The organism is Pseudomonas sp. MWU16-30322 (genome assembly GCF_020515535.1).
Lineage (GTDB): Bacteria > Pseudomonadota > Gammaproteobacteria > Pseudomonadales > Pseudomonadaceae > Aquipseudomonas > Aquipseudomonas fluorescens_H.
On sequence record NZ_JAIWYL010000009.1, the window covers coordinates 240,993 to 261,593 of the forward strand.

General features: G+C 60.5%; 15 protein-coding genes. 8 read left to right on the forward strand and 7 right to left on the reverse strand.

The genetic code is table 11. The features are described from left to right. Positions 1 to 22 precede the first annotated feature (22 nt). The 3 genes from katB to radA are packed head-to-tail and all read left to right on the forward strand — an operon-like array spanning position 23 to position 3,571. Positions 23 to 1,564, forward strand: coding sequence for a catalase KatB (gene katB / locus LCH64_RS20215; RefSeq protein WP_103521676.1), 1,542 nt, complete (start codon positions 23 to 25; stop codon positions 1,562 to 1,564). Between the two features lie 59 nt (positions 1,565 to 1,623). Then, complete coding sequence (locus LCH64_RS20220) at positions 1,624 to 2,160, forward strand: ankyrin repeat domain-containing protein (RefSeq protein WP_226501090.1); 537 nt, start codon at positions 1,624 to 1,626, stop codon at positions 2,158 to 2,160. A gap of 43 nt (positions 2,161 to 2,203) precedes the next feature. Continuing rightward, the gene (gene radA / locus LCH64_RS20225) at positions 2,204 to 3,571 is read left to right on the forward strand and encodes a DNA repair protein RadA (protein ID WP_003228407.1); all 1,368 of its coding nucleotides are present in this window, start codon (positions 2,204 to 2,206) and stop codon (positions 3,569 to 3,571) included. Positions 3,572 to 3,758: 187 nt separating this feature from the next. Here radA and LCH64_RS20230 read toward each other — a convergent pair whose 3' ends face one another. After that, a complete protein-coding gene (locus LCH64_RS20230) occupies positions 3,759 to 4,127 on the reverse strand; it encodes a PilZ domain-containing protein (protein ID WP_226501091.1) in 369 nt (122 codons plus the stop codon). Positions 4,128 to 4,286: 159 nt separating this feature from the next. Here LCH64_RS20230 and LCH64_RS20235 point away from each other — a divergent pair, with 159 nt between their 5' ends. The 3 genes from LCH64_RS20235 (at position 4,287) to yjiA (ending at position 7,691) form a co-directional block, all read left to right on the forward strand. Next, positions 4,287 to 6,353, forward strand: coding sequence for a carbon starvation CstA family protein (locus LCH64_RS20235; protein WP_003228403.1), 2,067 nt, complete (start codon positions 4,287 to 4,289; stop codon positions 6,351 to 6,353). Positions 6,354 to 6,368: 15 nt separating this feature from the next. Then, positions 6,369 to 6,566, forward strand: a complete 198-nt coding sequence (locus LCH64_RS20240) for a YbdD/YjiX family protein (protein WP_003228401.1) — start codon at positions 6,369 to 6,371, stop codon at positions 6,564 to 6,566. A gap of 153 nt (positions 6,567 to 6,719) precedes the next feature. Next, positions 6,720 to 7,691: a GTPase gene (gene yjiA, locus LCH64_RS20245; RefSeq protein ID WP_226501092.1), complete on the forward strand. Its 972-nt coding sequence runs from the start codon at positions 6,720 to 6,722 to the stop codon at positions 7,689 to 7,691. Positions 7,692 to 7,807: 116 nt separating this feature from the next. Here the strand turns inward: yjiA and LCH64_RS20250 are convergent, their stop codons facing one another. The 5 genes from LCH64_RS20250 to morA form a co-directional block, all read right to left on the reverse strand. Next, positions 7,808 to 8,518: a GntR family transcriptional regulator gene (locus LCH64_RS20250; protein ID WP_226501093.1), complete on the reverse strand. Its 711-nt coding sequence runs from the start codon at positions 8,516 to 8,518 to the stop codon at positions 7,808 to 7,810. A 24-nt stretch (positions 8,519 to 8,542) separates the two neighbouring features. Then, a complete protein-coding gene (locus tag LCH64_RS20255) occupies positions 8,543 to 9,247 on the reverse strand; it encodes a FadR/GntR family transcriptional regulator (protein ID WP_045122643.1) in 705 nt (234 codons plus the stop codon). Between the two features lie 84 nt (positions 9,248 to 9,331). Then, the gene (locus tag LCH64_RS20260; protein WP_003228396.1) at positions 9,332 to 10,645 is read right to left on the reverse strand and encodes a C4-dicarboxylate transporter DctA; all 1,314 of its coding nucleotides are present in this window, start codon (positions 10,643 to 10,645) and stop codon (positions 9,332 to 9,334) included. A gap of 325 nt (positions 10,646 to 10,970) precedes the next feature. Further along, positions 10,971 to 12,224 carry a serine hydroxymethyltransferase gene (gene glyA / locus LCH64_RS20265; RefSeq protein ID WP_226501094.1) on the reverse strand — a complete coding sequence of 418 codons (1,254 nt, stop codon included), beginning with the start codon at positions 12,222 to 12,224 and terminating at the stop codon, positions 10,971 to 10,973. A 241-nt stretch (positions 12,225 to 12,465) separates the two neighbouring features. Beyond that, on the reverse strand, positions 12,466 to 16,314 hold the full coding sequence (gene morA, locus LCH64_RS20270; protein ID WP_103485420.1) for a cyclic di-GMP receptor MorA: 3,849 nt from the start codon (positions 16,312 to 16,314) through the stop codon (positions 12,466 to 12,468). A 426-nt stretch (positions 16,315 to 16,740) separates the two neighbouring features. Between morA and ettA the strand changes: the two genes are divergently transcribed. Further along, positions 16,741 to 18,405: an energy-dependent translational throttle protein EttA gene (ettA, locus tag LCH64_RS20275; RefSeq protein ID WP_226501095.1), complete on the forward strand. Its 1,665-nt coding sequence runs from the start codon at positions 16,741 to 16,743 to the stop codon at positions 18,403 to 18,405. 352 nt (positions 18,406 to 18,757) lie between these two features. Next, positions 18,758 to 20,095: an NADP-specific glutamate dehydrogenase gene (gdhA, locus tag LCH64_RS20280; RefSeq protein ID WP_226501096.1), complete on the forward strand. Its 1,338-nt coding sequence runs from the start codon at positions 18,758 to 18,760 to the stop codon at positions 20,093 to 20,095. Here gdhA and LCH64_RS20285 read toward each other — a convergent pair. Beyond that, complete coding sequence (locus tag LCH64_RS20285) at positions 20,092 to 20,586, reverse strand: GreA/GreB family elongation factor (RefSeq protein WP_226501097.1); 495 nt, start codon at positions 20,584 to 20,586, stop codon at positions 20,092 to 20,094. The two genes, gdhA and LCH64_RS20285, sit on opposite strands and share 4 nt — an antisense overlap. Between the last annotated feature and the right edge of the window lie 15 nt (positions 20,587 to 20,601).

Genomic DNA, 20,601 nt, shown 5'->3' on the forward strand with positions numbered 1-20,601 from the left:
AAAAAAACCAGAGGAACCTGATATGAATTCCACTCTTGGACTGGGGGCTTTTCCCCATCGCCGTACGCTCGGCGTACTGACCGCCAGCCTGCTGACTTTTTCCGTGAACGCCGCACCCCTGACCCGAGATAACGGCGCAGCGGTTGGCGACAATCAGAACTCGCAGACCGCCGGCGCCAACGGCCCGGTGTTGCTGCAGGATGTGCAACTGATCCAGAAGCTCCAGCGTTTCGACCGCGAGCGCATTCCCGAGCGCGTGGTGCATGCCCGCGGTACTGGTGCCCATGGCACCTTCACGGTGACCAATGATCTCAGCGACCTGAGCAAGGCCAAGGTGTTCGCTGCCGGCCAGGTCACTCCGGTATTTGTGCGTTTCTCTGCGGTGGTGCACGGCAACCATTCCCCGGAAACCCTGCGCGATCCACGGGGTTTTGCCACCAAGTTCTACACCGCCGATGGCAACTGGGATCTGGTGGGCAACAACTTTCCGACCTTCTTCATCCGCGACGCAATCAAGTTTCCGGACATGGTTCACGCGTTCAAACCCGATCCGCGTACCAACCTGGACGATGACTCGCGTCGTTTCGACTTCTTCTCCCACGTACCGGAAGCCACGCGCACGCTGACCGAGTTGTATTCCAATTCTGGAACTCCAGCCAGTTATCGGGAAATGGACGGTAATGGTGTGCATGCCTACAAGTTGGTCAATGCCAAGGGCGAAGTGCACTACGTGAAGTTTCACTGGAAAAGTTTGCAAGGCATAAAAAATCTGACGCCCGAGCAAGTTACAAAAGTTCAGGGGAAAGATTACAGTCATATGACTAATGATCTGGTCAGTCATATCAACAAGGGTGATTTCCCGAAGTGGGACTTGTACATCCAAGTGCTAAATCCGCAAGATTTGTCCAAGTTTGATTTCGATCCATTGGACGCTACCAAGATCTGGCCGAATGTTCCTGAGCGAAAAGTTGGACAAATGGTGTTGAACCGTAACCCAGCCAATGTGTTCCAGGAAACCGAACAAGTTGCGATGGCCCCGGCCAATGTTGTTCCGGGTATCGAACCTTCCGAAGATCGTCTGCTGCAAGGCCGAGTGTTCTCTTATGCCGATACGCAGATGTATCGTCTGGGTGCCAATGCCCTGCAGTTGCCGATCAACGCGCCCAAAGTTGCCGTCAACAACGGCAATCAGGACGGTGCGATGAACTTCGCTGCCACGCAGTCCGGGGTGAATTATCAGCCGAGCCGTCTGCAACCGCGTGATGAGCCACAAAATGCGCGCTACAGCCAAATGGCGCTGTCGGGCAGCACCCAGCAGGCGAAGATTCAGCGTGAACAGAACTTCAAGCAGGCCGGTGATCTGTATCGCTCGTTCAGCCAGCAGGAGCGTCAGGACCTGATCGCCAGCTTCGGCGGCTCGCTGGCCACCACCGATGACGAGAGCAAGCACATCATTCTGTCCTTCCTTTATAAGGCCGATCCGGAATACGGCAGCGGTGTGACCAAAGTCGCCAACGGTGACCTGAGCCGGGTCAAGGCGCTGGCGGCGAAACTGGTCGACTGATCTCGACGCCATGTCATGCGGGGCCTGACTCAGGCCCCGTTCTGCTCAAGGAGACGGCTATGCGATTTTGTCTGTTATTGCTGCTCGGTTGCCTGTCATTTACAGCGCTGGCCGAACAAAACCCCGAGGCGATCAAGGCCCAGTTGCAGGATTACTATTTCGATGCCGCCCGGCGTGGTGATGTGCCGATGCTCGAAACCTTTATCGAGTCCGGCTATTCCCTCGATACCCGCGACAGCAAGGGGTACACCGCTTTGATTCTGGCGGCTTATCACGGCCAGAGCGCGGCGGTGGAGCGTTTGCTGGCGGCGGGCGCTGATGCCTGCGCGCAGGATCAACGTGGCAACACGGCGCTGATGGGCGCGATTTTCAAGGGCGAGATGCAGATTGCCCGACGGTTGATGGCCACTGATTGCAGCCCCGATCAGCGCAATGGCGCCGGACAAACCGCTGCGATGTACGCCGGGTTGTTCAAGCGTGTCGAACTGCTCGACGCACTCAAGGCCAAGGGTGCCGACCTCAATGCCGAAGACCCGCTGGGCAACAGTGCCGCGCGTCTGGCCAACGGCGAAATCCGCACCGCCGCGCCGCGCTGAGCGGTGGCTGCGTTATCATCGCGGTTTTTGCCGGGGGATCCAGATGGCCAAGGCCAAGCGCATGTACGGCTGCACCGAGTGCGGCGCAACCTTTCCCAAGTGGGCGGGCCAGTGCGGCGAGTGCGGCGCCTGGAACACCCTGACCGAAACCATGATCGAAAGCGGCGGGGCCACGGCGCCCACCGGGCGTACCGGTTGGGCCGGGCAGCAGGCGCAGATCAAGACCCTGGCCGAAGTCAGCATCGAGGAGATTCCGCGCTTCTCCACCGCGTCCGGAGAGCTGGATAGGGTCTTGGGTGGCGGTCTGGTCGACGGTTCAGTGGTGCTGATCGGTGGTGATCCGGGCATCGGCAAGTCGACGATTCTGTTGCAGACCCTGTGCAACCTCGCCAAGAGCATGCCGGCGCTGTACGTCACCGGCGAAGAGTCCCAGCAGCAAGTGGCCATGCGCGCGCGACGTTTAGGGCTGCCTCAGGATCAATTGCGGGTGATGACCGAAACCTGCATCGAAACCATCATCGCCACGGCCCGCCAGGAAAAACCCAAGGTGATGGTGATCGACTCGATCCAGACCATTTTCACCGAACAGCTGCAATCGGCGCCGGGTGGTGTATCACAAGTGCGCGAGAGTGCGGCGCTGCTGGTGCGTTATGCCAAGCAAAGCGGTACGGCGATTTTCCTCGTCGGTCACGTCACCAAGGAAGGCGCATTGGCAGGCCCAAGGGTTCTCGAACACATGGTCGACACCGTGCTGTATTTCGAAGGCGAATCCGATGGGCGTTTGCGTCTGCTGCGGGCGGTGAAGAACCGTTTCGGTGCGGTCAACGAACTCGGCGTGTTCGGCATGACCGACAAGGGCCTGAAAGAAGTCTCCAACCCTTCGGCGATTTTTCTGACCCGTGCCCAGGAAGAAGTCCCGGGCAGTGTGGTCATGGCCACGTGGGAAGGCACCCGGCCGATGCTGGTGGAAGTGCAGGCACTGGTCGATGACAGCCATCTGGCGAACCCACGGCGGGTAACTCTGGGGCTGGATCAGAATCGTCTGGCGATGTTGCTCGCCGTACTGCACCGCCACGGCGGCATTCCGACTCACGATCAGGACGTGTTCCTCAACGTGGTCGGCGGGGTAAAGGTGCTGGAAACCGCGTCCGACCTGGCGTTGATGGCGGCGGTGATGTCGAGCCTGCGCAACCGGCCGTTGCCGCATGATCTGCTGGTGTTTGGCGAAGTCGGTTTGTCCGGTGAAGTGCGTCCGGTGCCGAGCGGTCAGGAGCGCTTGAAGGAAGCGGCCAAGCATGGCTTCAAACGCGCGATCGTGCCCAAGGGCAACGCGCCGAAGGAAGCGCCGGCGGGGTTGCAGATCATTGCCGTGACCCGGTTGGAGCAGGCGCTCGACGCATTGTTCGAGTAACCGCTTACGCTCTCTCCAGCCGCAATTTCTGCCCATTCCGCGAAAATAATCTGTGGCGAGGGAGCTTGCTCCCGCTGGACTGCGCAGCAGTCCCTTGCTTTTTTAGTGAAGAGCAGGGGCCGCTTCGCGACCCAGCGGGAGCAAGCTCCCTCGCCACGGTGGCAGCGTCCACCTGAGCAGCATTATTTTATATTTCGATCAAGGCACCCAATTCGCGCTCAAGCTCGGTTTCATCCGCCAGATTCAGCTCGATCAACCGCCGCAAGCGCTGGATCGATTCCAGGCTGATATGCCGGCATTCAAACCCCAGTTGCCCGTGATCCTCGTGGGCCAGATGCACATCCATCTGAATATTCACGTCATCGCTCAGATGAATGTCGACGAAGAAATCCTGCTCCTTGTCCCCCAGCCACGGCTGCGGCTTCTCGATCAGCAAGCCCTTGAGCGACAGGTCGATCAACTTCACCGGCCAGATGAAGTGGTCCTGACTCAGCTCGGTTCTGGCATCGAACGCAATACGTTTGAAGCGACGGCGATTGGCTGGGTGTTCGCTCATGGCGCAATCCTCGGAAGAGTTCGCTGACTATAGACCCGACCGGCGGGTGGCGGCCAATCGACAAGGCGTCTAGACCAACGTCGGGGTATGGCCTTTGGCGCCAGTAGCGCTAAACTCGGGGTGGCTGTCTTTCTTGTCCACCCTGGCTGGAATAATAAAATGAAAAATAATAATAGCCTGCTACGCCACTTACCCTGGCTAGTGCTGGCAATCGTAGGAGCGTGCGCCCTGGGCGTAGTGGCATTGCGCCGAGGAGAGGCGATCAACGCCTTGTGGATCGTGGTCGCGGCAGTGGCCATTTATCTGGTTGCGTACCGTTACTACAGCCTGTTCATCGCAAACAATGTGATGCAACTCGATCCGCGTCGGGCCACCCCCGCCGTGCTCAATAACGATGGTCTGGACTACGTGCCGACCAACAAACACATTCTGTTCGGTCACCACTTCGCGGCCATTGCCGGCGCAGGCCCGCTGGTCGGCCCGGTATTGGCGGCGCAGATGGGCTACCTGCCCGGCACGCTGTGGCTGATTGCCGGGGTGGTGCTGGCGGGCGCGGTGCAGGACTTCATGGTTCTGTTCATGTCGACCCGGCGCAACGGCCGTTCCCTGGGCGACATGGTGCGTGAAGAAATGGGCCGCATCCCCGGCACCATCGCCCTGTTCGGCTGCTTCCTGATCATGATCATCATCCTCGCGGTGCTGGCGCTGATCGTGGTCAAGGCACTGGCGGAGAGCCCATGGGGCATCTTCACCGTGATGGCGACCATCCCGATCGCGATGTTCATGGGCATTTACATGCGCTACATCCGTCCGGGGCGCATCGGCGAGATCTCGGTCATCGGTGTGTTGCTGCTGCTCGGTTCGATCTGGCTCGGTGGGCAGATTGCCGCTGATCCGGTGTGGGCCAAGGCCTTCAGCTTCACCGGTGTGCAAATCACCTGGATGCTGATCGGTTACGGCTTCGTTGCCGCCGTGCTGCCGGTGTGGCTGATTCTGGCGCCACGTGACTACCTGTCGACGTTCCTCAAGATCGGTACCATCATCGCCCTGGCGATCGGCATTCTGGTAACCATGCCCGAGCTGAAAATGCCGGCGCTGACCCAGTTCGTCGACGGCACCGGGCCGGTGTGGAAGGGCGGTCTGTTCCCGTTTCTGTTCATCACCATCGCCTGCGGTGCGGTGTCCGGTTTCCACGCGTTGATCGCGTCGGGTACCACGCCGAAGCTGCTGGATAACGAAACCAACGCGCGTTACATCGGTTACGGCGGCATGCTCATGGAGTCGTTCGTCGCGATCATGGCGATGGTTGCCGCTTCGGTGATCGAGCCGGGCGTGTACTTCGCCATGAACAGCCCGGCCGCCGTGGTCGGTGGTGACGTGGCTTCGGTGGCGCAAATGGTCAGCAGCTGGGGCTTCGCGATCACGCCGGAGGCGCTGCAAGCGGTGGCGCATGACATCGGTGAAACCACCATTCTCGCCCGTGCCGGCGGCGCGCCGACCCTTGCGGTCGGCATCGCGCAGATCCTGCACAGTGTCCTGCCGGGTGAAAACACCATGGCGTTCTGGTACCACTTTGCGATCCTGTTCGAAGCGCTGTTCATCCTGACCGCTGTGGACGCCGGCACCCGTGCTGGGCGTTTCATGCTGCAGGATCTGCTCGGCTCCTTCGTGCCGGCGCTGAAACGTACCGAATCGTGGACCGCCAACCTGATCGCCACCGCCGGTTGTGTGGCGATGTGGGGCTGGTTGCTGTATCAGGGCGTGATCGACCCGTTGGGCGGCATCAATACCCTGTGGCCGCTGTTCGGTATCTCCAACCAGATGCTGGCCGGTATCGCGCTGATGCTCGGCACCGTGGTCCTGATCAAAATGAAGCGTCAGCGCTACATCTGGGTGACCCTGCTGCCAGCCGCCTGGCTGCTGATCTGCACCACCACTGCAGGCTTCATCAAGCTGTTCGACGCCAACCCGGCGATCGGCTTCCTGTCGCTGGCCAAGAAGTACAGCGATGCCCTCGCCGCCGGACAAATCATCGCGCCGGCCAAGAGCATCGATCAGATGCAGCACGTGATCTTCAACGCCTACACCAACGCAACGCTGACGGCGCTGTTCCTGTTCGTGGTGTTCAGCATCCTGTTCTATGCGCTCAAGGTCGGCATCGCCGCCTGGGGCAAAAAAGAGCGTACGGATAAAGAATCGCCATTCCAGGCCCTGCCGGACGCGTAACCAGAGGATTGCACCATGTTCAATGACCTGAGTCGCCTCGGTAAATACCTCGGTCAGGCCGCACGCCTGATGGTCGGCATGCCCGACTACGACACCTACGTCGAGCATATGCAAACCAAACACCCGGACAAACCGGTGATGAGCTACGAGATGTTCTTCCGCGAACGTCAGGAAGCGCGTTACGGTGGCAAGGGTGGGCCGAAGTGCTGTTGAGCTGACAGCCTGCGGTTGATGCAGTCCCCCCTGTGGGAGCGAGCCTGCCCGCGAATACGGAGTGTCAGTTGATGAATGATTTGACTGACACACCGCTTTCGCGAGCAAGCCCGCTCCCACATTTGTTTTGTGTTTCTTTCAGGAGATCGTGTTTTGTCTTCTCCCATACCTGTCACGGTACTCAGCGGTTTCCTCGGTGCCGGCAAGACCACCTTGCTGCGCCATCTGCTTAAAGCCGAGCACGGCCTGAAAATCGCCGTGATCGAAAACGAATTCAGCGACGCCGGCATCGACACCCAGTTGCTTGGCGACGAACCGGTGCAAGTCATGACGTTGGCCAACGGCTGCGTCTGCTGCACCATCCACACCGACCTGACCAAGGCCCTGTACCTGTTGCTCGAACGCCTGGACGCAGGTGAAATTGCCTTCGACCGGCTGGTGATCGAGTGCACCGGTCTGGCCGACCCGGCCCCTGTGGCGCAGACCTTTTTTATCGACGAAGAACTGCGCGAACGCTATCTGCTCGACGGCATCATCACCCTGGTGGATGCGGCTCACGCCGACCAGCACCTGACCCAGACCATCGCCCAGGCGCAGATCGGTTTCGCCGACCGCCTGCTGGTGAGCAAGACCGATCTGGTGGATGAGGCCACGTTCACCGCGTTGAGCGAACGCCTGACGCGGATCAATCGTCGCGCGCCGATCCGCGTGGTCGAGCATGGCAACATCGATCTGGCCGAACTGCTCGACGTGCGGGGCTTCAATCTCAATGCCGACCTCGGCGGCGGGGTGAGCCTGCGTCCGGTGAGCAAGGCGCCTTCCATCGACCGCATCTCCAGTCTGGTGCTGCGCACTGACCAGCCACTGGATATCGATCAGCTCAGCGAATTCATGAATGAGCTGCTGGAAGAACACGGCAAGCAGTTGTTGCGCTACAAGGGCGTGCTGAACATCGCTGGCGAGGATCGGCGGCTGGTGTTTCAGGGCGTACTGAAACTTTACGGTTTCGACTGGGACACCGAGTGGGCCGAGGGTGAGGCGCGGGAAAGTGTGCTTGTGTTTATTGCTGATGATTTGCCGGAAGAGAAGATTCGGGCGGGGTTTGCCAAAGTGACTTCTGCCTGATGGGTCTTCGGCGCCAGGGCTGACGCCTTCGCGAGCAAGCCCGCTCCCACAGTAGGCCGCATTCTGTCAGGAGGAATGCAATTCACTGTGGGAGCGGGCTTGCTCGCGAAGGCGATCTAACCGGCGACACGATGCTCAAGGGCTGTACCCAGCAAAGTCTGCTCAAGATGATCCAGGTGTTGATTCATCAGTCGCTCAGCCATGGACACATCCCCAGAGGCGACCGCCTCGACAATCGCCAGATGCTCCTGCCACGCGCAGCAACCCGGCGTCGATCCATCACACCGCGCAATCGCCAGCGACGTCAACGGCACCAGGCTGCCAAGGAAATGCGCCAACGGTGCATTGCCCGCCATTTGCGCCAACTGCAGATGAAACTCCCCGGACAATCGGATTGCCGCCGCACGCCGTTCCTGAACCACGGCCAGGCGTTCGCGTTCGACCAGCGTGCGTAAGCGTTTCAAACCCTCGGGTGATGCATTCTGACAAGCCAGGCGCACCAGTGTCGCTTCGGTCAGGCGCCGCGCATGCAGGGTCTGTCGGGTCTGCTCGGCATCCGGTGCGGCCACCCGTGGCCGATGATTGGCGCGCAGCACAATCACCTGCTCGTGGGACAACTGCGTCAGTACCCGGCGCACATCGGCGCGGCTGACCCCGAACATCTGCTTGAGACTGTCTTCGGTGAAGCGGCTGGCCGGATCGATTCTCTGGTCCAGAATCGCGTCGAACAGCCGCGGGTACAGATCATCTGCCGGCGTCCGCAGGCGGGAGAAGGGCAGGGGCGCCGACATCTGACGAGTGTGCGGCGACGTGGCAAGGCTGTTCATGGCCGGTCTCCAGTGTGAAGAAAGTCAGTTGCTGAGGTGGTCATCCGGAATGTTCAACTCAATGCCCATGCGCTGACCTTCGCGCAGAATGTGCCGGCGCATTTCGGCGCTGGCCTGGGCGCTGTTCTTGCTGCGGATCGCGCGCACCACCGCTTCGTTTTCTTCCAGGCGCTCGGCCAGATGCTCAGGTGAATTGCGCAGCACTTCGGCGCTTTGCTTGAGCGCGTTGCTGGTCTGCTGCACCACGCTCTGAAAGATCGGGTTCGAGGTCAGGGTGAACAGCTCTTCGTGGAAGGCGATGTAGGCGCTGACCCCGGCTTCGCTGTCGCCCGCTTCAAGGGCTTCGCGCATGTCCATCAAAGTCAGGCGCAATTGCCCGACTTCCTTGCTGCTGATCGACTGCGCAACCAGCCCGACGATGAACGGCTCAAGGGTGTAACGCAGTTGCAGCACGTCTTCGAGGCTGGCGCCGGCCACCGCGCTGTCGTGGCTCTGGCTGTCGCTGAGTTGGGCGTCGAGCACCACCACGCCTTTGCCCGGCATCGAGCGCACCAGACCAAGGGTTTCCAGAACGATCACCGCTTCGCGCAGGCTCGGACGGCTGATGCCCAGTTGTTCGGCCAGTTCACGCTGACCCGGCAGCATGTCGCCGGAGCGCCACTGACCGCGGGCGAGGGCGGCGCGCAGTTTTTCTACGACTGAGTTGACGACGGTTGATGTGGTTATCACTTGTCTAGCTCCGTAAGCCCATAGGGGATGCCGCAAACAAGATCAAAAGATCGCAGCCTGCGGCAGCTCCTACAGGGTTGAAAATCAGAACTCTTGCTGGTGCGCCGGAGTTCCGGTTTTACGCGGTTGAAAGGTGTAGCCCTGCTGACCGCTGAGTACTTTGTTTGCGCGTTGCACATCGATGTCCTTTTCCCAGCGGGCGATGGCCACGGTGGCGACGCAGTTGCCGATCAGGTTGGTCAGCGCCCGGCCAATGCCCATGAACCAGTCCACCGCCAGCACCAGCACCAGCCCGACCACCGGAATCGCCGGGATCGCCGTCAGCGTCGCCGCGAGAATCACCAGCGCCGAGCCGGGAATACCGTGGGCGCCTTTCGAAGTGATCAGCGACACCAGCAGAATCGTCAGCAGGTCGGTCATCGCCAACGGCGTACCGGTGGCATTGGCGATGAACACGATGGCCAGGGTCAGGTAGATCGAAAAGCCGTCGAGGTTGAACGAGTAACCGGTGGGAATCACCAGCCCGACGGTCGAGCTGCCGATGCCCAGGTGTTCCAGTTTGCGCATGATCTGTGGCAGCACGGCGTCGGAAGAAGCGGTGCCCATGACGATCAGCAATTCTTCACGCAGGTACTTGAGCAGTGGCCACAGACGCAGGCCGGACGCACGCATCACCAGCCCTAGAATCACGCTGACGAATGCCATGCAGGTCAGGTAGAACAAGCCCACCAGACTGCCCAGGTGTTGCAGTGAATCGAGGCCGTATTTGCTGGTGGTGAAGGCGATGGCGCCGAAAACGCCGATCGGTGCCAGACGCACGATCATGCCCATGATCCGGAAGATCACATGGCTCAGTTCGTTGATCAGCCGCGAGATCCCGGAAGCCGCTTCGCCCACCAGATTCAGCGCACTGCCGAACAGCACCGAGAACAGCAGCACCTGGAGGATGTTGTTGTCGGCGAAGGCACCGATCACCGAGGTCGGGATCAGGTCCATCAGGAACTGGGTGGTGGTGTGCATGTGCTGGCCGCGTTCGGCGATATCGCCCATGTCGGCGGCGGACAACTGCTCCAGATGGATATTCGCGCCGCTGCCGATCCCGGTGCTGAAAGCGAACACCAGACCGATCACCAGCGCGATGGTGGTCAGCACTTCAAAGTAGATCACCGACTTGAGGCCGATGCGCCCGACCTTCTTCAGATCGCCCGCGCCGCTGATGCCGCTGACCACCACGCAGAACACAATCAGGCCGATGAGCATCTTGATCAGTTTGATGAAGCCGTCGCCCAACGGTTTGAGCTGAGCGGAATATTCGGGAAGAGTCAGCCCGCAGATGATGCCGAGCACCAGTCCGAGAACCACTTGGAGGAAGATTGAACGCGAGCACCATCTGAGCATGGGAGGAATCCTGGTCGGTGTCCTGGCTGCCGTGTGCGGGGCACATCAGATTCAGGACTTAATTATTGTGGTCTTACCGGTATGTCCAGTGCAGGCGCAGTCTACGCTCGGTTTTTTCGGGATGACAAGTGAAAATCGCTAAATTGGCATGACCGGTCTGACCAGTGGCCAGAGATCAAAAGATCGCAGCCTTCGGCAGCTCCTACAGGTGAGCGCATTCCAAATGTAGGAGCTGCCGAAGGCTGCGATCTTTTGATCTTTCCGACGGGCGAAAAAAAACCGGCCATCGCTGGCCGGTTTTTCATGCTGCGGATTTAACGTCGCATTAAGCGCCGTACACCGGCAGTTTCTTGCAGATGGCTTTGACTTTCTCACGAACGGCGTCGATCACCGCTTCGTTGTTCAGGTCAGCCAGGATGTCGCAGATCCAGCCGGCCAGTTCTTTGCACTCGGCTTCCTTGAAGCCGCGAGTGGTCACAGCCGGTGTGCCGAAGCGCAGGCCGGAAGTGACGAACGGCGAGCGTGGGTCGTTAGGCACGGAGTTCTTGTTCACGGTGATGAACGCTTTGCCCAGAGCGGCGTCGGCGTCTTTACCGGAGATGTCCTGCTTGATCAGCGACAGCAGGAACAGGTGGTTCTTGGTGCCACCGGAAACTACGTCGAAACCGCGCTCGATGAACACTTCGGCCATGGCCTGGGCGTTCTTCACCACTTGTTCCTGGTAAGCCTTGAACTCAGGCTGCAGCGCTTCCTTGAAGCAGATCGCTTTAGCGGCGATCACGTGCTCCAGCGGGCCACCCTGGGCGCCCGGGAATACTGCGGAGTTCAGCTTCTTCTCGATCTCGGCGTTGGCGCGCGCCAGGATCAGACCGCCACGAGGACCGCGCAGGGTCTTGTGCGTGGTGGTGGTGACCACGTCAGCGAATGGCACCGGGTTCGGGTAGACGCCAGCGGCGACCAGACCGGCCACGTGCGCCATGTCGACGAACAGGTAGGCTCCGACTTTGTCAGCGATGGCGCGGAAGCGCAGGAAGTCGAGAATCTGCGAGTAGGCAGAGAAACCGGCCACGATCATTTTCGGCTTGTGCTCAACCGCCAGGCGCTCGACTTCGTCGTAGTCGATCAGGCCGTTGGCGTCGATGCCGTACTGCACGGCGTTGTACAGCTTGCCGGAGGAGGAAACGCTGGCACCGTGAGTCAGGTGACCACCGTGGGCCAGGCTCATGCCCAGAATGGTGTCGCCACCTTGCAGCAGGGCCAGGTAGACAGCGGCGTTGGCTTGCGAACCGGCGTGCGGCTGAACGTTGGCGTAATCGGCGCCGAACAGCTCTTTGGCGCGGTCGATGGCCAGTTGTTCAACAACGTCGACGTACTCGCAACCACCGTAGTAGCGCTTGCCCGGGTAGCCTTCGGCGTACTTGTTGGTCAGTACCGAGCCTTGAGCTTCCATCACCGCAGGGCTGGTGTAGTTTTCCGAAGCGATCAGCTCAATGTGCTCTTCCTGGCGCTGAGCTTCTTGCTCCATGGCGGCAAAGAGATCGGCGTCGTACTTGGCAATAGTCAAATCACGGCTGAACATGGCGGTCCTCAAGGATCGGGGGCAGAAAAGGGGGGCATTCTAACCCAATGGGTTTTGGATGGCATATGAAACGACATCATGTCGCAGACAAGTGGCGTTCATGCGCAGATCAGTGGTGTTTCTGCCGGCCGCTATCGCGAGCAGGCTCACTCCTACAGTATCCGAGGTGAGCTTAAAACTTGTGATCGACATCAATTCCTTGTAGGAGTGAGCCTGCTCGCGATAGCGGCACCGCAAAAATTCAGTCGAACATGAAGAGGGCATCATTGCTGAACTGCGCCTCGAAGCGGCTCGCCGGCATCGGTCGTCCGAACAGGTAGCCCTGCACTTCATCGCAGCCGTGCTCGCGCAGGAAGTCCAGTTGCTCATGGGTTTCCACGCCTTCGGCGATCACCGCCAGATTGAGGCTGTGGGCCATGGCGATGATCGCGCGGGCGATCTGTGCATCCTGCTCGCCGGACGGCAGGCCGTCGACGAAGGTGCGGTCGATCTTCAGCACGTCGATCGGGAATTGCTTGAGGTAGTTCAGCGATGAATAACCGGTGCCGAAGTCATCGACCGCGATGCTCAGGCCAAGGTTTTTCAGCCCGGCGAGGATCTGCATCGCCTCGCTGACTTCGCGCATCAGGATACTTTCGGTCAGTTCCAGCTCCAGGCACGCCGGTGGCAGCCCGGTTTCGCGCAGGATGGTGGCGATGCGCGTACCGAGCTGGCCGTCGGAGAACTGCCGCGCCGAGATGTTCACCGAGACCTTCGGCACGCGCACGCGGTTCTGGTGCCAGGTCTTGAGCTGACGGCAGGCTTCGCTGATCACCCAGTCGCCAACGTCCACCACCAGACCCAGCTCTTCCAGCACCGGAATGAAATCCCCCGGCGGCACCAGTCCACGACGCGGATGACGCCAGCGCAGCAGCGCTTCGGCGCCGGTCAGGCGTTTGCCGTCGCCGCTGAATTGCGGCTGGTAATACAGGACGAATTCGTTCTGCTCCAGCGCATGACGCAGGTCGCTTTCCAGCTCCAGACGTTCCAGCGCACTGGCGTTCATGTCGGCCTGATAGAACTGGAAGTTGTTCTTGCCGCGTTCCTTGGCGTGGTACATCGCGGTGTCGGCGTTCTTCATCAACTGGCTGAGTTCGTTACCGTCCTGCGGACTCAGGGCGATACCGATACTGGCGGTGACGAAGAACTCGCGGCCTTCCAGCACAAACGGTCGAACCAGACTGGCGAGGATCTGCTCGGCCACGTGAATCGCCCGATTCAGCGCCATTTCGCGGCTGGAGCGGTGTTGCAGGAGCAAGGTGAACTCGTCGCCGCCCATGCGCGCCACGGTGTCGTCATCGTCGACGCAGGCCAGCAGCCGCGTGGCCATGTCTTTCAACATGCGGTCGCCAGCCGCGTGGCCGAGGGAGTCGTTGATCGGCTTGAAGCGGTCGAGGTCGAGGAACATCAGCACCACCCACGACTTCTGCCGCTCGGCCGATTGCAGCGCAGTGTGCAGGCGATCCTGGAACAGTGTGCGGTTCGGCAGGTGGGTCAGGGCGTCGTAGTAGGCGAGGCGGTGGATGCGTTGCTCGCTGGCCTTGCGCTCGCTGATGTCGCTGAAGAAGCACACGTAGCTGGCGAGGTCGCCTTCATCGTCGAGTACCGCCGTGATGCCGACCCATGCCGGGTAATGCTCGCCGTTGCGGCGCTTGAGCCAGACTTCACCTTCCCAGGTGCTGTGCTGGTGCAATTGCTTGAGCACATAGCGCAGGTGCGCGTCCTGTTGCTCGTCGACGGTGAGCATGTTCGGTAATTGGTCGAGGACTTCGGAGACCGCGTAACCGCTGACCCGGCTGAACGCTTCGTTGGCCTGCACGATGTAACCGGCGGGGTCGGTGATCAGGATCGCCGAAGTCGAGTGCTCGAATACCGTGGCCGCCATGCGCAGGTCTTTCTCGGCGCGGCGTTGCTGGCTGATGTCGCGGCCGACACCGAGCACGCCTTCGAACGCGCCGTGTTCGTCCCACACCAGCACCAGACGCAGCTCGATCGGGATCTTGCGGCCGTCGGCGCGCAGGCAGTCGAACAGGAACATCTGGGTCTGCACCTGGTTGCGCAACACTGCCAGTTGTTCAGGTTTGTCGAGCGCTTTGCTGACTCGATCCATCAAGGAGTAGATGCCGCTCAGTTGCTGCGGGTTGGCGATGGTCGATTGCCAGCCGTTCTGGAAAATCCACTCGGCGTCGTAACCCAGTACCGCTTGCACTGACGGGCTGACGTAGTTCAGCGACAGCTTGCTGTCGGTGGAGAAGATCACGTCGCTGATGCTTTCGGCGAGCATGCGGTAGCGTTGTTCGCTGTCGCGCAGGGATTCACTGGCCTCGATCTGCTCGGTGATGTCCTTGGCCACGCCGATGATCCGCGTGACCTGATCGTGCTTGTCGCGGGCCAGCGCCTGTTCGCGGATGTCGAAGCGCCGCCACTCGCCATCGCGATGTCGGAAACGCAGTTGGCATTGCAACAACTGGCTGTAACCGGCGTGACGCTGCATCTGCCGCGAGCGATGGTAGTAGTCGGCGTCCTCCGGGTGCAGGAGGATTTCCCAGAAATACTCGCCCATCTGGTGCAGTTCGGTGCGGTTGTACCCGAGGGTCTGGCCGAGGTGGTGGTTGCTGAAAATCATCCGCTGGCTGATCACGTCCTGCACATACAGATGATCCGGCACGGTGCGCACCACGTCCGACCAGAAGCCTTCGCGTTCCAGCAGCGACAGTTCGATCAGCTTGCGGCTGGTGATGTCGTTGATGCTCAGGATCACCGCTTTATAGTCGTGCTGTTCTTCAGGCAGGCGCAGGACCATCCACAGGTGCTGATCGCGACCATTGATGTCCGGCAATTTGATTTCCAGTTCCAGCTGTTTTTGTTGCTGCAGAACGGCGTCGAGCACCTGGTTGCCGATGGCGCACTGGCTGTGCGGATGACCGTCGATCAGCAACTGCCAGGCGTGCTCGCAGGAATTGACATTGAGCAGTTGCAGCGCCACCTGATTGACCTCGGTGACGCGCAGCTCTTGCAGCAGTTGCTGGCGCTGGGCCGGTTGGTCGAGCCAGGCCTTGAGCTGGTCGCTGGTCTGGATCTGCGCCTTGTCGAACACCTGCTTGAGGCCGGACAGGTCGAGCACGCACAACGCCACGCCAGTGCCTTCGAAAATGTCCTGATAGCGCCGGCGACCTTCATGCAACTGGCGCTGACGGCGACGCATGTTCAGCAGCGCGATCACCGGCAGCATCGAGAACGCCAGACCCAGCAGGCATTTGCCGATGAACGCCGGCAGCAGTTCTTCGAGCACGCGCTGGCGATCGAACAGCCCGCGCAACTGCCAATCGCTGCTGCTCAGCGGCACGGTCAGCACGGTGTTGGCCATGTCGTCCGGACTCAGCACGCCGGGCCGGGCTGAGGACAGCGCTTCGTCGCGGCTGATGATCTGATGATTGAGACGGTTTTCCACCAGCCACAACGGGCGGATGCCGGTTTCGCCCTGCTTGGTCAGCGAGTCGAAGAAGGTCGGGGTCAGGCGCAAAACCCAGTAGCCGCGGGTGCTGCCGCTGGCCTGATGCAATAACAGATGCACCACCGAACCGTCGTCGGCGTTGCTGAAGTAATGCGCCTGGGCGCGGCTGCGGCGCACCAGTTCACCGAGGTAATCGGCGTCGTGGCTGTCGCTGGCGCTGTCGTTGATGATTTTCCCGGACGGGCTGAGCAGGGCCAGGCTGCGCAGGTCGGGCAGCGATTGCTGGAGCTTGCGCAGCAGTGCCTGCTGTTCGTCGGACGACTGCGGTTGTTCGACGATCGGTAACAGGTTGAGGGCGATCTGCGCATTCAGCGACATGTTCAGACTGACCTGCGAGGCGAGGTCGGCGGTGTAGTCGATGGTGTACTGGCGCTGGTTTTTCTGGGTCTCGCGCAGTTGATCGAGCAGCTGCCAGAACAGCAATGCCAGCAGCAAAAGTACCAGCGTCGCCAACGCACCCTTCAGTGTTCCGCGCAGGGGCGAGCCGGTCCCCGGATTGGACGCGCTCACAGAAGCTGGCGGGGTAACGTTGGACAAGCTGTAATCCTGCGGTTTGGCTGGACTGGCGCGACGTGCACTATAAGCCGGATGCCCGAAGGGCGGCTAGCATGCCTTGAGTTGTGGCGAAGTGCCAGCCCCACTCGGCTGGACTGCCTTCCGTCATTAAGGTAGCTTTGCCGGTTACGCGGGAGCCCAGACACTGTTAAAACTACTGCGCTCGGAAATACTGCGTTGAAAACAGGCTCGGACTGCTCATTTACAACCCGTAAACTCCGCGTCCTCGCCTGTTTCCGCCTTGTCTTTCCTTCGCTCGTTACGTTTTAACAGCGTCTGGCCCAGCTCCTAGACTCAGACTTTTTCAGCGCGCACGCATTGATGACCATCAAGTGAACGACGCGCATCGGTCTGGCCGGGCATCGCCTGCGCTCCAATCATTCATCTGTCACTGACCCAAGGTTCTCCATGGCTCAATACGTCTTCACCATGCATCGGCTGGGCAAAGTTGTTCCGCCGAAGCGGGAAATCCTGAAAAACATTTCGCTGTCGTTCTTCCCCGGCGCCAAGATCGGCGTACTCGGCCTCAACGGTTCGGGTAAGTCCACGCTGCTGAAAATCATGGCCGGCGTCGACACCGAGTTCGAGGGCGAAGCCCGTCCGATGCCGGACCTGAACATCGGTTATCTGCCGCAAGAGCCACAACTTGATCCGACCAAGACTGTGCGTGAAGTGGTCGAGGAAGCGGTCAGCGTGATCAAGGACGCGCAAGCGCGTCTGGACGAGGTCTACGCCGCTTACGCCGACCCGGATGCCGACTTTGACAAGCTGGCTGCCGAACAGGCCAAGCTCGAAGCGATCCTGCAGGCCAGCGATGGTCACAACCTGGAGCGTCAACTGGAAGTCGCGGCCGACGCCCTGCGTCTGCCGGCCTGGGACGCCAAGGTCGAACACCTGTCTGGTGGTGAGAAGCGTCGTGTGGCCCTGTGCCGTCTGCTGCTGTCCGCCCCGGACATGCTGCTGCTCGACGAACCGACCAACCACTTGGACGCTGATTCGGTGGCGTGGCTGGAGCACTTCCTGCACGACTTCCCGGGCACCGTGGTCGCGATCACGCACGACCGGTACTTCCTCGACAACGTCGCTGGCTGGATTCTGGAACTCGACCGCGGCGCGGGCATTCCGTACGAAGGCAACTATTCGGGTTGGCTCGAAGCCAAGTCCGATCGTCTGGCGGCCGAATCCAAGCAGCAGTCGGCTCACGAAAAAGCCATGAAGGAAGAACTGGAGTGGGTGCGCAAAGGCGCCAAGGCCCGCCAGTCGAAATCCAAGGCTCGTCTGCAACGCTTCGAAGAAATGCAGTCACAGGAATTCCAGAAGCGTTCGGAAACCAACGAGATCTACATCCCGGCCGGTCCGCGTCTGGGCGACAAGGTCATCGAGTTCAAGAACGTCACCAAGGGCTACGGCGATCGCGTGCTGATCGACAACCTGTCGTTCTCCATGCCGAAGGGCGCGATTGTCGGCGTGATCGGCGGTAACGGTGCCGGTAAATCGACCCTGTTCCGCATGCTGATGGGCAAGGAAACTCCGGATTCCGGCACCATCGAAATCGGCGAAACCGTGCAACTGGCCTGCGTTGACCAGAGCCGCGAAGACCTCGACGGCAGCAAGACCGTGTTCCAGCAGATCTCCGACGGTTCCGATCAGATCCGCATCGGCAACTACGAGATCCCGTCGCGCACTTACGTCGGTCGCTTCAACTTCAAGGGCGGCGACCAGCAGAAGTTCGTCAAGGACCTGTCCGGTGGTGAGCGCGGTCGTCTGCACCTGGCGCTGACCCTGAAGGAGGGCGGCAACGTCCTGCTGCTCGACGAACCGTCCAACGACCTCGACGTTGAAACCCTGCGTTCCCTGGAAGAAGCCCTGCTGGACTTCCCGGGCGCCGCCATTGTGATCTCTCACGATCGCTGGTTCCTGGACCGTGTCGCGACGCACATCCTGGCGTACGAAGACGACTCGCAAGCAGTGTTCTTCGAAGGTAACTACACCGAGTACGAAGCCGACCGCAAAAAGCGCCTCGGCGAAGCGGCCGCCCAGCCACATCGGGTACGCCACAAGAAACTGGCCTGATATCAGGTTGGTTGCATGAAAAAGAGCGGAGCCTTCGGGCTCCGTTTTTTTTGCCTGGGTTTTTTCAGCAATACCGCAGCGCGACCATCGCGAGCAGGCTCACTCCTACAATTGAAATGCGTACCCTTGTAGGAGTGAGCCTGCTCGCGATAGCGGTGTAACTGTTGGTGCATCACTTCAATTTGATCTCCCTATTCCGGTGCAAAACCAGCCCAAAAAACCACCTGATTTATATCCTGTGCACCATTTAATTTCATAACTGCGACATTTTGCGCTGTTGCTGTGCGCAAATCGTTTGCTACAGTCCGGCTCAATCGCTTCCAACGACAATAAATTTGCCGAGACTTTTCCCATGATCGAATCCGTCGAATCCTTCCTTGCCCGACTGAAAAAACGCGACCCGGATCAACCCGAATTCCACCAGGCTGTCGAAGAAGTCCTGCGCAGTCTGTGGCCGTTTCTCGAAGCCAATCCGCGTTACCTGACCTCAGGCATTCTGGAGCGCATCTGCGAGCCGGAGCGGGCGGTGGTGTTCCGCGTGTCGTGGGTCGACGATCAGGGCAAGGTTCAGGTCAATCGCGGTTTCCGCATCCAGATGAACAGCGCCATCGGCCCGTACAAGGGCGGCTTGCGCTTCCATCCTTCGGTGAACCTGGGCGTGCTGAAGTTTCTGGCCTTCGAACAGACCTTCAAGAATTCCCTGACTTCGTTGCCCATGGGCGGCGGCAAGGGCGGTTCGGACTTCGATCCGAAGGGTAAGAGCGACGCCGAAGTCATGCGCTTCTGCCAGGCGTTCATGAGCGAGTTGTACCGCCACATCGGCGCCGACGTTGACGTACCGGCCGGTGACATCGGTGTCGGGGCGCGGGAGATCGGTTTCCTGTTCGGCCAGTACAAACGCTTGAGCAACCAGTTCACCAGCGTGTTGACCGGCAAAGGCATGACCTACGGCGGTAGCCTGATTCGCCCGGAAGCCACCGGTTTCGGTTGCGTGTACTTCGCCGAGGAAATGCTCAAGCGCCGCGGGCAGACTGTCGAAGGCAAGCGTGTGGCGATCTCCGGTTCCGGCAACGTCGCCCAGTACGCGGCGCGCAAGGTCATGGACCTCGGCGGCAAGGTGATTTCGCTGTCCGACTCCGAAGGCACGCTGTACTGCGAATCGGGACTGAGCGAAGAACAGTGGCAGGCACTGCTGGAACTGAAAAACGTCAAACGCGGACGCATCAGCGAACTGGCCACGACGTTCGGTCTGGAGTTCCGCGTCGGGCAGTTGCCGTGGTCGCTGCCGTGCGACATCGCGCTGCCCTGTGCCACGCAGAACGAGCTCGATGCCGAGGCTGCGCGTACGCTGCTGCGCAACGGCTGCGTGTGTGTGGCCGAGGGCGCAAACATGCCGACCACCCTGGAGGCTGTGGATATCTTCATCGAGGCCGGCATTCTGTTCGCCCCGGGCAAGGCGTCGAACGCTGGCGGCGTGGCGGTCAGCGGGCTGGAGATGTCGCAGAACGCCATGCGCCTGCTGTGGACGGCGGGTGAGGTGGACAGCAAGCTGCACGCGATCATGCAGTCGATCCACCACGCCTGCGTGCATTACGGCGAAGAGAACGGGCGGATCAACTACGTCAAAGGCGCGAACATCGCCGGCTTCGTCAAAGTCGCGGATGCGATGCTCGCGCAGGGTGTGGTTTAAGCCGGTTCGATGCGAATCACTTCAATCACCTGATCGCCGGCGGGGCGCTGCCACAGCACTTCGTCATTGAGCCGGGCACCAAGCAATGCCCGGCCCAACGGCGAGGCCCAGTTGATCAAACCCTGACTGGCGTCGGCCTGATCTTCGCCGACCAATTGCACCCGACTTTCGGTGTTGTGTTCGTCGGCGTAGGTCACCCAGCTGCCGATCTGCACCTTGTCGGTGGAGGTCGCGGGGGCGGCGACCTGTGCGCTGGCGAGGCGTTGATTGAAGTAGCGCAGATCCCGTTCCAGATCGGCCAGCCGCTGCTTGTCGGCCTGTTCGCCTTGGGCCGATTGCTCGGCGTGCAGGCTTTGCAGCTCGGCGACTTTGGCCTGCAACTGTGCCAATCCCTGCGGTGTGACGTAGTTGGGCTGCGCACTGACCTGCCGTTCGACGGGTTGATCGGCTTGCGCGGCGGCGTTGTCCTCGTTGACGAAAGCGCGGCTCATGGTGTCCTCCTGTTA